Genomic DNA, 11,877 nt, shown 5'->3' with positions numbered 1-11,877 from the left:
ATCGCATCAAAAACAATATGAGGAAGTCATGCTGACTTTAGGCAAGATCGATCACATCCACATTCGTGTGACTGACGTGCCCAAGGCCCTGAAATGGTATCAGCGCGTGCTGGCCATGGCCCCGGACCCGCGCTACAAGCACATGCGCGAAGGCCCGCACGGAGCGGTGATGTTGGCCAACGCCAACGGCGCGGTGCGCCTGGCGGTGAGCGAAGACAAGAGCGGGGCGGCCAATCATCAGGGCGACATCGCCTTTGTGGTGAGCGGCCAGGATTTTCTGGAGTGGATAGACCAGCTGGCCGGCGAGCGCGTCACCAATCGCGACGGCCAGACCATCGCCCGGGACTCCGTGCGCGACCATCGCTTTTTCTGCTCGCTGTCCTTTGTCGATCCCTTCGGCAATCCGTTCGAGATCGTCAGCTACGATCACACCTGGCTGGTGGGCAAGCTCAAGCTGAACGAACAGCTGGAGTGACAACCGTCATCCGCAACTAAAACCGCCGGTCTTGCGCCGGCGGTTTTTTATGCGCTCAAGACAGCGCGCCCTCCTGGCGCAGCACCTGTTCCAGCGCGGCGAAGCAGGCGGGGTCGATGGCGCTGCCCAGGTGCCGACGCATGATGTCCAGGGTTTGCGGCGCGGGGGTGGCCGGGTGGTAGGGGCGTTCCGCGTTGATGGCGTCGAAGATGTCCGCGGCGGTGATGATGCGGGTTTCCAGCGCGATGGCGTCGCCGGACAGGCCGCGCGGGTAGCCGCCGCCGTCCGGGCGCTCGTGGTGGGCGCCGGCCACCCAGGCCAGTTCGGCGAAGTGTTCGATGCGGCCCAGGATGGCTTCGGTGTAAGCGGCGTGGCGTTTGACCGCCTCCCATTCGTCCGCCTCCAGCTTGCCGGGCTTGTCCAATATGGTGTTGCTGACGCCCAGCTTGCCCACGTCGTGCAGAAGCGCGCCGCGTTTCAGCCAGCGTCGTCGTTCCTGGCCCAGTTCCAGTTCCGCGGCGATCTGGTCGGCGTAATGGCCCACTCTTTGGCTGTGGCCGGCGGTGAACGGGCTTTTGGAATCCACCACCTGGCCGAAACCCTCGGCGATCTCATCCAGATAGTCCTCGTCCAGCGGCACCGCGTATTGGGCCGGCTCCAGCTTCAGCACCGCCTGGTCGATGTCGTCGGCCTCCAGCTGCCGCCAGAAGTCCGGCCGGGCGCCTACGCGGCGGAAGGCGGCCACCAGTTCCGGATCGAACCAGCCGCCGGCGCGTCGCAGCGCCTGCTCCAGCGCCGCCTGGCGGCCGTGGGTGATGTGGAACACGTCTATCACCTGGGCCAGCAGCGCGATGCGCGAATTCAGCGGAATGGCGTCGCCGCGCAGCCCCAGCGGCCGGCCGGAGCCGTCCCAGTGTTCGTCCAGCGATTGAATGCCGCGCGCTACGTTTTCATTGAAACGCAGCTGGCGGGCGATGTCGGCGCCGCGGTGGCAGCGGGTGTTGATCAGTTCGTCCGCCATCATCCTGCCGTGGCGCAGCACTTTGAGAACGGAAGCCGCGCGCCGCGCCCAGCCCTCGCTGTGGGTGCCGGTGTTCTTGAACACAAAGCCCAGCAGCTGCGGCAGGCCGGCGCCCACTTGCTTGAAGTCCTGTTTGAAGCTGCGATCGTCGGTCTGGTAGAGCTCGCAAATGCGCGCCGCGTTGCTGCTGCAGCCCAGGTCCTTGAGCAGGATGGCGTAGTACAAATCCCATAGCCGTTGCGGCGGCAGTCCTATGCATTGGCCGATATGCATGCCTATCCAGCAGCTGCGGATGCAATGGCCTTCGGGCTGGCCTTCGGTGATGTCCAGCGCGTAGCTCAGCGAGCTGATCAGTTCGGACAGCTTTAGGGTGGCGGCCATGGGCGCTCCACGGAATTGAGGCGGGTAGGGAGACGGCGGGAACCTGCTTGGCTCCGCTCACGCCATCTTGCAGAGAGCCAGGGACAAGGCGCGCAAACGCAGGCCGTGCATCAACGGCGAATCGTCGCAACGCGGCCTCTTTGTGAGCGGCCCCATCTTCTTTATCCTCGGCGGAGCGCGCTTTTTCAATCCCGCCGCGCCGGCGCGCGTTCACGGCTCAGCCGCGCGATGGCGTCCACCAGCCGCGCTTCAATGTCCTGGTCCAGCGGCAAGCGTTCGCTGGCCAGTTCCGCCAGCCGCGGATGGGCGCCCACCTGCACCGAGTGGCCGGCGTCCAGGAACATGCTGACGTCGTTGCTGTCGTTGCCGAAGCAGATCAGCTCCTCGGCGGCGATGCCGCATTGGCGCAGCGCGGCCATCTTGCTGACGCCGGCGGCGGTGATGTCGAAGATCTGTTCGTCGGAATGGTAGTGCAGCTCCACGCCGGCGTGGGCGTCCAGTTCCCGGCGCAGGCCGGGGACGTCGGCGCAGGCGGTGATCAGCAGCTTGGCCGGCTGGCGGATGTCTTCGGCGCCGACATGGCTGGCCAGTTTGCCGGGGTCCACCTTGTTGAGGAAGGGGTGGCTGGCGTCGCCGTTGTAGTGGTAGTTCCAGCTCAGGTCCACCAGATAGGACGCGGCGAAGCGTTGCGCCAGTTGGGTGACGTCGGCGAACACCGGGTCTGGGATGGGGTTCAGCCGGTGCAGCTGGCCTTGCCGATGGCTCATCGCGCCGTTGGCGCCGATGATCAGCACGTCGTGGAAGCGGGCATCCAGCAAGGGCAGGATGTCGCGGTAGGGGCGGGCGGACGCGAAGCCCAACTGGTGGCCGTGCCGGCGCAGGCCGTCCAGCGCGTCCTGGATGGCCGGGCTGATGGTCCTGCCGTTGAAGCAAATGGTGCCGTCGATATCAAAGATGAAGTGCATGGGGTCTCGCTGCGGGAAGGTGGCGACGGCTGGTTTTTAGCGCCGTTTTATGATGTTTGTATTCTAACTGTCTTGGCAACTCGGGTGAAGCCGCCGCGTTGAATCGAATGCCTCCGGACTTGTCGGCGAGCGGTATCGCCCACATTTTCCTTTTATGACTGTTCAACCTGGAGAGTGCCGCGCATGAGCCAAAACATTTGTCTGGATCCGTTGACCGCCGCCGATTTTTCCGCCCTGGCCGAACTGGCCGGCGAGATCTGGCATCAGCATTTCATCAGCATGATTAGCCGCGAGCAGATCGAATACATGCTGGCCGGCCGTTATGTGCCGGAAAAGCTGTCCGCCTATCTGGACGCGCCGGACCGCTGGTTTGGGCTATTGAAGCTGGATGGCCGGGCGGTGGGCTATTGCAGTTACGCGCTGACGGCGACGCCGGGGGAGATGAAGCTGGAGCAGTTGTATCTATTGGCGGAGATGCGCGGCCGCGGCCTGGGCGCTTATATGCTGGACGCGGTGGAGCGGGCGGCGCGGCAGCGCGGCTGCCATACCCTGGTCTTGACGGTGAACAAGCACAATGCCGGCGCCATCGCGGTGTACAAGCAGCGTGGTTTCACCTTGCGGGAGCAGGCGGTGTTCGACATCGGCAACGGCTTTGTGATGGACGACGACGTGATGGAGAAGCGCTTGGCTTGAAGGCCGCTGCGTAGTCTTCAAGAGTGGCCAACTGAAGGGCGCAAGGCGGAATGCCTTGCGCCTTTTCCGTTTAGGGGCCGGATTCAGAACCTTAGGGTTCTGTCACGGGTCTCCTCCTGCCACATCGCCTCCAGATAGCTGTGGTACTCGTCGGCAATCCAGCCGGCGGCGTGACACAGGCCCTTAAGCTGCGCTAGATCCGGGCGCGGCAGCGCGATCTGCTGGCGCATGCTGACCAGCAGCGGGCGCAGTAAATCCAGCGCTTCCAGGCCGTTGGCCAGCGCGTCCGCGGTTTCTAGTTTGGAGAGGGGGGCTGCGGGGAGGGGATGTTTATCCATGATGAACTCCTGACATGGCGTTCCGAGGTCACTTTAGCGGTGCGTTCGGAATAGGGCTGAGAAGCCGCGACTGACGAGCGCGGGTTTCGCCTGACAGGTGTGTTCAGCACCAAGAGGGAATCTAGCAGAATGAATAGGAATGGGTAAAGCGATGGGAGGCAATATTTTATCGCCTCCATCAGGTGCAGCTATTTCACCTTGGTTGGCTTGCCCTGAGTTTCCATTAGTTGAGCAAATTTTGTCCACGAGAGACGATGTTTGTTAACCGAGTTACCTGAGGGAAGCCATTCGATGTTGCCTTTGCTGATCAATAGCTTGCCAAGTCTTGTGCTATCAACCTTAACTTCGATCTCAACGTCTTTGTGAAGGATAATTTTTTCACTCAGGTTTAAAAGTACTTGATGAGCCATAAACCATCTCCATTTTTTACGAGGCTAAGTTTAAGTAGGCTGGTTTTAAAGTGTGGTGCACTTAGAGGTAGGGTACCTCTTTGGTAAGCTTTTTGTCATATTTTGATGGTCGAAAGGTTCATCCCGCTCACGTTTTTTAGAGGTGGGTGATCAGCTGCATGGTTGATGAACTAGGCTAAACGCAAAGGACGGCATGCTTTCGATGTGGCCCAACTCCCTTCATGCCTGCTGACGGGTGGCAGGTCCGAGGTTTTAAGCGGCTGTTTTGTTTGAGCGATTTGACGTTAGCAAATCGCGCGTCCAGCCTCGCTTCGGACCTGACGGGTCCCGGCGGGTAGCCGTAGGCCAGGCTTGCAGGGTGGCCTTTAAGTGAAGAGGATATTTGGCCAAGCAAATACCCTCTTCCTGCTTGCCGGGCAGCCCCGGCAATGAAAACCATCATCCGCGTAGCGGATTCGATGTCTTGCCTTGAGCAATACCCTCGGGCCGCAAAGATCGGGAATAGGTTCTAGGGGGTTGCTCAGGTGCCGCAGAAGGTCCGATACCCTTGTGCCACTTCCGGCGCGGCCGGCAGCGTGTAGCGCTCCAGGCCGGCGCGTTCGATGAAGGGCTGGCGCAATACGTCCAGCAGCGCCAGCGTCGGGCCCATGTCGCCGTGGTCGCTGGCGGCGGCCAGCGCTTCTTCCACCAGGTGGTTGCGCGGGATGTAGAGCGGGTTGGCCTGGCGCAGCGCGGCGGCGCGTTCGGCGGCGGCTTGCGGTTCGGCGTCCAGCCGCTGGCGCCAGCGCGCCAGCCAGGGCGCGGCGGCGGCAGGGTCGTTGAAGAGCTGAGTCAGTGCCTGGTCTTGGCCTTCGGCGGCGTTGGCCAGCCGGCGCCAGGCCAGGGTGTGGTCGGCGTCCTGGCGCGCCAGCAGCGCCAGCCAGTCTTCGGCCAGTTCCTGGTCGATGTCCAGCGCCTGGCTCAGGCCCAGTTTGCGGCGCGCCTGTTGCAGCCAGTGGGCCTGGTAGCGCTCGGCGAAGTCTTCGATGACGGCGGTGGCCGCCGGCACCGCGTTCTTGGGCTCGTCCGGGTCCAGCAGCGGCAACAGGGTTTCCGCCAGCCGGGCCAGGTTCCATTGGGCGATGGCCGGCTGGTTGCCGTAGGCGTAGCGGCCGCCGCTGTCGATGGAGCTGAACACGGTGGACGGATGATGGACGTCCATGAAGGCGCAGGGGCCGTAGTCTATGGTTTCGCCGCTGAGCGCCATATTGTCGGTGTTCATCACGCCATGGATGAAGCCGGCGTGCATCCAGCGGGCGATCAGTTCGGCCTGGCGTTCCGCCACCGCTTGCAGCAGCGCCAGATAGGGCTGGTCGGCGCCGGCCAGTTCGGGGTAGTGGCGCGCCAGGGTGTAGTCGGCCACCTGGCGTAGCATGTCGCGTTCGCCGCGGAGGGCGAAGTACTGGAAGGTGCCGACGCGCAGATGGCTGGCGGCGACGCGGGTCAGCACCGCGCCGGGCAGCGCTTGTTCGCGGTAGACGGTTTCGCCGGTGGCGGTGACGGCCAGCGCGCGGGTGCTGGGGATGGCGAGCGCGTGCATGGCTTCGCCGATGATCAGTTCGCGCAGCATCGGCCCCACCGCGGCCTTGCCGTCGCCGCGGCGGGAGAAGGGGGTGCGGCCGCTGCCCTTGAAGGCGATGTCGCGGCGTTGGCCGTTGCGGTCGATGACTTCGCCCAGCAGCAGCGCGCGGCCGTCGCCCAGCGACGGCGACAGGCCGCCGAACTGGTGGCCGGCATAGGCTTGGGCCACCGGCTTGGCGCCAGCCGGCAAGGCGGCGCCGGAGAAGGCGGCGGCCAGTTCGGCGGCGTCGGCCTGGCCGCTGTCCAGGCCCAGCTCTTGCGTCAGTTCGGCGTTCCAGTACAGCAGGGCCGGCGCGGGCGGGCGTTCTGGCTGCACCGGCGCGCAGGCGTCGGGCAGGTCGCGGGCGTAGCTGTGGTCGAAGTCGATGTGGATCATGGCGGGCTCGCTGGGCGGGGTATGGGATTGAGACGCCGGCGGCGGGGCAAAGTGCCCGGCCGCCGGCCGGCAAAAAGCCGCCCGTGGGCGGCTGGATTTAACGACTGCGGCCCTTGCCGGCCGGTTTGCTGCCGGGTTTCGCGGGCTTGCCGCGTCCGGCCGGCGCTTGGCCGGCGCCGGGCTTGGCCATGGCTTTGGCCTGCGCGGGCTTGCCGCGCTGTCCGTGACCGGCGGGAGCGGTGGCGCGCTGGCCTGGGGCCTTGTTGCGCGACAGCGGCGCACCCATGCGGTGGCGCACGGCGGCGGCCTTGTCGCCCGGCGGCGTCGGCGGAATCAGGCAGTGCTTGCTGTGGCCGATCAGGTCGCTTCGGCCCATCTGAATCAGCGCGTCGTGGAGGATCTGCCAGTTGTCCGGGTGGTGGTAGCGCAGGAAGGCCTTGTGCAGTTTGCGGCGGTAGCCGTCGCGCACCACGTCCACTTTTTCCGAGCTGCGCGACAGGCGCTTGAGCGGATTGCGGCGGGTGTGCCACATGGTGGTGGCCATCGCCATCGGCGTGGGGGTGAAGGTTTGCACCTGGTCCAGGCGGAAGTTGTTCTTCTTCAGCCACAGCGCCAGGTTCATCATGTCTTCGTCGCTGGTGCCGGGGTGGGCGGCGATGAAGTAGGGGATCAGATACTGTTCCTTGCCGGCCTGGCGGCTGAAGCGTTCGAACAGTTCCTTGAACTTGTCGTACGCGCCCATGCCCGGTTTCATCATCATGGACAGCGGGCCGTCCTCGGTGTGTTCCGGGGCGATCTTCAGATAGCCGCCCACATGGTGCTGCACCAGTTCCTTGATGTATTCGGGCGAGCGCACGGCCAGGTCGTAGCGCAGGCCGGACTGGATGTTGATCTTCTTCACGCCCGGCAGCGCGCGCGCCTTGCGGTAAAGCTGGATCAGGTGGCTGTGGTCGGTGTTCAGGTTTTCGCAGATGTCCGGGAACACGCAGGACAGCTTCCTACAGGAGCGCTCGATCTTCGGGTCCTTGCAGGAGAGGCGGTACATATTCGCGGTCGGGCCGCCCAGGTCCGAGATATGGCCGGTGAAGCCCGGGGTCTTGTCGCGGATTTCCTCGATTTCCTTGAGGATGGACTCCTCGGAACGGCTCTGGATGATGCGGCCTTCGTGCTCGGTGATGGAGCAGAAGGTACAGCCGCCGAAACAGCCGCGCATGATGTTGACCGAGTACTTGATCATTTCCCAGGCCGGGATATTGGCGTCGCCGTAGCTGGGGTGCGGGTTGCGGGCGTAGGGCAGGCCGTAGACGTGGTCCATTTCCTCGGTGGAGAGCGGAATGGGCGGCGGGGTCAGCCACACGTCGCGCTCGCCGTGCATCTGTACCAGCGCGCGGGCGTTGCCGGGGTTGGATTCCAGGTGCAGGGTGCGGCTGGCGTGGGCGTACAGCACCGGGTCGTGGGCCACGGCCTCGTAGGCCGGGATGCGGATCACAGTCTTGGCGCGTTCGGCGCGGCGCTTGGCCAAGCGTTCTTCGCGGGATTCGATGCGGATCACCTGCGGCTTGGACGGGTCCTGATCCTTGGTGGCTTCGGCCGCCTGTTCCGGGATTTCCTGGTAGGGGTTGAGGTGGACGTCCACCTTGCCCGGCAGGTCCACCACGCTGGAGTCCATTTCCTGCCATTCTTCATCCGGGCGCCAGCCGTGCGGCACGATGAAGGCGGTGCCGCGCACATCGCGGATCTCGCTCAGCTTCTCGCCCCTGGCGGCGCGGTGCGCCACTTCCACCAGCGCGCGTTCGGCGTTGCCGTACAGCAGCAGGTCGGCCTTGGAGTTGATCAGCACCGACGGGCGCACTTTCTCGCTCCAGTAGTCGTAGTGGGCGATGCGGCGCAGGCTGGCCTCGATGCTGCCCACCATCACGCCCACGCCGGGATAGGCTTCGCGGCAGCGCTGGGCGTAGACGGTGACGGCGCGGTCCGGGCGCTTGTTGGCCGCGGCGTGCGGGGTGTAGGCGTCGTCCGAGCGCGGGCGGCGGTCCGCGGTGTAGCGGTTGATCATGGAGTCCATATTGCCGGCGGTGACGCCGAAGAACAGATTGGGCTTGCCCAGTTCGCGGAAGGCGTCCGCCGAGTGCCAATCCGGCTGGGCGATGATGCCCACGCGGAAGCCCTGGTCTTCCAGCAGCCGGCCCACCAGCGCCATGCCGAAGCTGGGGTGGTCGATATAACCGTCGCCGGTGATCAGGATGATGTCACAGGAGTCCCAACCCAGCTGCTCCATTTCGGCGCGGGTCATCGGCAGGAACGGGGCGGCGCCGAAGCGGCTGGCCCAGTACTTGCGGTAGGAGGTGATCGGTTTGGCGGCGTGTGCGGTCGTCATGCTGGCAAAAGGCTGAAGTTCAGGCAACCCGCTATTATGCCATAGTTGCCGCTTGCTTGTGGATTAAGCGCTTGTTTTTTATTGGAAATTGCCTTGGTTGCAGTAGGGTTTTGCCGCAAGGGCGGTTTTGCCCATCAAAATCAAGGCGCTGCGCGCCCTGGCCGCAGGAACGGGGCGCCGGGGTTCCCGCATGACATTCCCCGGCCGCAGGCGTATCCTAGCGGCCCGCTTGCAGGGCCGGTAAACGGCTTGGCGGGGCGGGGCGGCCGCTTAGGGCCTGTTCAAAGTCTGTTGCGCTTCCGTGAGACGCGGCACGGTGAGCGCCGCATGCGACATGCTCCCGTGTCACGAGCGCATGCCGGGTTCTCAGCGATTTTCGCCAAGTTATGTCTCGCGCGCGCTTGCGGGACTTTGGACAGGTTCTATAGACGCGGCCGAGGGTGAGCGACTTGTAAAGCGGGTCTGGCCTCGGGCCAGTCGGCTTTGTCAGCCGCTCCTTGCCGCGTGGAAATCATTGTTTCAGCTAGGAGCTCAGATGACGAGCCAGATCGTATGGGTGGACGGCGCGGCGCAAGGCCGCTATGTGGATGAGTTGGAGCAGGGCAAGGTCTTGTATCTGCCCAGCTTCGATTTCAAGCTGCTGGCCGAGGAGGGCCGCTTGCTGGACCCGGCCGTCGCCGATCCCAAACGCAAGAACATCAGCCTGGAGCCGGACAACGGCGCCTTGCACGGCGTGGTGGGCGGCGCGGAACGGGAGGCGGAGGTGCGCGGCTTGATCGCGCGCTACCAGCGGGCCGCCGCGGACCTGGCCGCGCGCTTGTTGCCGGAATATCAGGGCAAGCTGCGCGCGGCGCCCACCAGCCTGCGGCTGATGCGGGTGGAGGACCGTCGGACGTCCTGGCGCAAGGACGATAGCCGGCTGCATGTTGACGCGTTTCCGTCCCGTCCCAATTACGGCGAACGCATTCTGCGGGTGTTCTGCAATATCAATCCCGATGGCGAGCCCCGGGTGTGGCGGGTGGGCGAACCGTTCACCGATATGGCGCGGCGCATGTTGCCGCGGGTGCCGCGGCAGTGGCCGGGTTCGGCGGCCTTGCTGGCGGGCTTGAGGATCACCAAGCGCAAGCGCAGCGCTTACGATCACATCATGCTGCATCTGCACGACGCGATGAAGGCGGACCTGGATTATCAGCGCCAATGTCCGCAGGAAACCATGCCGTTCCCGCCCGGTTGCGCCTGGGTCTGTTTTTCCGATCACGCGTCGCACGCGGTGATGTCAGGCCAGTTCATGCTGGAGCAGACTTTCTGGTTGCCGGTGGCGGAGATGGCCCAGCCGCAGCAGTCGCCGCTGGCCTTGCTGGAGCAGTTGTCGGGCCGGGCTTTGTTGTAAGGCGGCCAAAGGCGGGGCGGGCGAAGCCGGCCCGCTCCCAGCGGGGGCGAAATCGGTTACAATCTTCGATTAGTCATAAACTCGTACCGCACAAAACAATGAGCACGGAAAACAACGCGCCGGTTGTCAGCAACTTCATCCGCAACATCATTGACGAGGACCTGGCCTCCGGCAAGCACAGCAGCATCGTCACCCGCTTCCCGCCGGAACCCAACGGCTTCGCCCATATCGGCCACGCCAAGGCCATTTGCCTGAACTTCGGCCTGGCCGAGGACTACCAGGGCAAGTGCAATCTGCGCATGGACGACACCAATCCGGAGAAAGAGTCGCCGGAGTACGTGCAGTCCTTCATCGACGACATCAGCTGGATGGGTTTCAAGTGGGACGGCGACGTGCGCTTCGCTTCCGACTACTTCGACCGCCTGTACGGTTATGCGGTGGAGCTGATCCAGGCCGGCAAGGCCTATGTGGACGATCTGTCCGCCGAGGAAATGCGCCAGTACCGCGGCAGCCTGACCGAGCCGGGCAAGAACAGCCCCTACCGCGAGCGCAGCGTGGAGGAGAACCTGGACCTGTTCTCCCGCATGAAGAACGGCGAGTTTCCGGACGGCAGCAAGACGTTGCGCCTGAAGATAGACATGTCTTCCGGCAACATCAATCTGCGCGATCCGGCCATCTACCGCATCCGCCGCGCGCATCACCACCGCACCGGCGACAAGTGGTGCATCTACCCGATGTACGACTACACCCATTGCATTTCGGACGCCATCGAGGGCATCACCCACTCCTTGTGCACGCTGGAGTTCGAAGACCATCGTCCCTTGTACGACTGGGTGCTGGACAATATCAGCATCGGCTGCCATCCGCGTCAGTATGAATCGTCGCGCCTGGAACTGCTGTATACGCTGACCTCCAAGCGCAAGCTGCTGGCGCTGGTCAACGAGGGCGCGGTGAGCGGCTGGGACGATCCGCGCATGCCCACCGTGGCCGGCATGCGCCGCCGCGGCTACAGCCCGGCCGGCATCAAGCTCTTCGCTCAACGCATCGGCGTGTCCAAGAGCGAAAACATCATCGACATGACCATTCTGGAAGGCGCGGTGCGCGAGACGCTGGAAAACGATTCGCCGCGCGTGATGGCGGTGGTGAATCCGCTGAAAGTGACGCTGAGCAATTACGACGCCGCCGTCACCGCCAGCCGCAGCGCGCCCTTCCATCCGCATCATCCGGAGTTCGGCGAGCGCGAAGTGCCGATCGCCCGCGAGATCTGGATTGAGCAGGACGACTTCGCCGAAGTGCCGCCGCCCAAGTGGCAGCGCCTGACCGTTGGCGGCGAAGTGCGCCTGCGTTACTCCTACGTGATCAAGTGCGAGGAAGTGGTCAAGGACGCGGCAGGAAAGGTGGTGGAACTCAAGTGCAGCATCGACCACGACACGCTGGGCAAGAACCCGGAAGGCCGCAAGGTCAAGGGCGTGATCCACTGGGTGTCCGCCGAACACGCGATTGAGGCCGATGTGCGCTGGTACGAGCGCCTGTTCACCGAGCCGCGTCCGGACGCGGTGCGCGGCGAGGACGGCGAATATCTGGACTTCCGCCAGTTCTTGAACCCGGAATCGCTGAAGCTGGTGCCGACCTATGTCGAGGCCTCGGTGCTGCAGGCGGCGCCGGAATCGCGCTTCCAGTTTGAACGCCTGGGTTATTTCGTCACCGACCGTTACGAGCATCAGCCGGGGGTCAAGGCGGTGTTCAACCGCAGTGTGGGCCTGAAGGACAGCTGGAGCAAATAAGCTTGGACGCCCGGCCGGAGGCTGTGCGCGTCCGGCGAGGGAATGAC

Annotated in this window: 10 protein-coding genes; 4 read left to right on the top strand and 6 right to left on the bottom strand. The window is 64.3% G+C overall.

Translation table 11 applies throughout. From position 1 onward, the window contains the following. The first annotated feature begins 28 nt into the window (after positions 1-28). Positions 29-475, top strand: a complete 447-nt coding sequence (locus DB032_RS14995; protein WP_081545504.1) for a VOC family protein — start codon at positions 29-31, stop codon at positions 473-475. Between the two features lie 55 nt (positions 476-530). Here DB032_RS14995 and DB032_RS14990 read toward each other — a convergent pair whose 3' ends face one another. After that, the gene (locus DB032_RS14990) at positions 531-1,877 is read right to left on the bottom strand and encodes an HD-GYP domain-containing protein (protein WP_107800186.1); all 1,347 of its coding nucleotides are present in this window, start codon (positions 1,875-1,877) and stop codon (positions 531-533) included. A gap of 185 nt (positions 1,878-2,062) precedes the next feature. Next, the gene (locus DB032_RS14985; RefSeq protein WP_107800185.1) at positions 2,063-2,842 is read right to left on the bottom strand and encodes an HAD family hydrolase; all 780 of its coding nucleotides are present in this window, start codon (positions 2,840-2,842) and stop codon (positions 2,063-2,065) included. 183 nt (positions 2,843-3,025) lie between these two features. Here DB032_RS14985 and DB032_RS14980 point away from each other — a divergent pair, with 183 nt between their 5' ends. After that, a complete protein-coding gene (locus DB032_RS14980) occupies positions 3,026-3,535 on the top strand; it encodes a GNAT family N-acetyltransferase (protein ID WP_107800184.1) in 510 nt (169 codons plus the stop codon). Positions 3,536-3,618: 83 nt separating this feature from the next. On the opposite strand, the gene DB032_RS14975 is transcribed toward DB032_RS14980, so the two are convergent. The 4 genes from DB032_RS14975 to DB032_RS14960 all read right to left on the bottom strand — a co-directional run bounded on the left by DB032_RS14975 (position 3,619) and on the right by DB032_RS14960 (position 8,656). Next, on the bottom strand, positions 3,619-3,873 hold the full coding sequence (locus DB032_RS14975; RefSeq protein WP_107800183.1) for a hypothetical protein: 255 nt from the start codon (positions 3,871-3,873) through the stop codon (positions 3,619-3,621). Between the two features lie 188 nt (positions 3,874-4,061). Next, positions 4,062-4,283, bottom strand: coding sequence for a hypothetical protein (locus DB032_RS14970; RefSeq protein ID WP_082151202.1), 222 nt, complete (start codon positions 4,281-4,283; stop codon positions 4,062-4,064). Positions 4,284-4,803: 520 nt separating this feature from the next. Then, positions 4,804-6,279: a YdiU family protein gene (locus DB032_RS14965; protein WP_107800182.1), complete on the bottom strand. Its 1,476-nt coding sequence runs from the start codon at positions 6,277-6,279 to the stop codon at positions 4,804-4,806. A gap of 97 nt (positions 6,280-6,376) precedes the next feature. After that, complete coding sequence (locus DB032_RS14960; RefSeq protein ID WP_107800181.1) at positions 6,377-8,656, bottom strand: YgiQ family radical SAM protein; 2,280 nt, start codon at positions 8,654-8,656, stop codon at positions 6,377-6,379. Positions 8,657-9,191: 535 nt separating this feature from the next. Between DB032_RS14960 and DB032_RS14955 the strand changes: the two genes are divergently transcribed. Continuing rightward, positions 9,192-10,046 (top strand): Kdo hydroxylase family protein, encoded by an 855-nt coding sequence (locus DB032_RS14955; protein ID WP_107800180.1) that lies wholly within the window; start codon positions 9,192-9,194, stop codon positions 10,044-10,046. A gap of 98 nt (positions 10,047-10,144) precedes the next feature. Continuing rightward, positions 10,145-11,830, top strand: coding sequence for a glutamine--tRNA ligase/YqeY domain fusion protein (locus tag DB032_RS14950; RefSeq protein WP_107800179.1), 1,686 nt, complete (start codon positions 10,145-10,147; stop codon positions 11,828-11,830). The last annotated feature ends 47 nt before the right edge of the window (positions 11,831-11,877 follow it).

It is taken from the genome of Chromobacterium sp. Panama, from assembly GCF_003052555.1.
GTDB lineage: Bacteria > Pseudomonadota > Gammaproteobacteria > Burkholderiales > Chromobacteriaceae > Chromobacterium.
The sequence above is the reverse complement of the archived record's forward strand: the minus strand, read 5'-3'. Positions and strand labels throughout refer to the sequence as shown.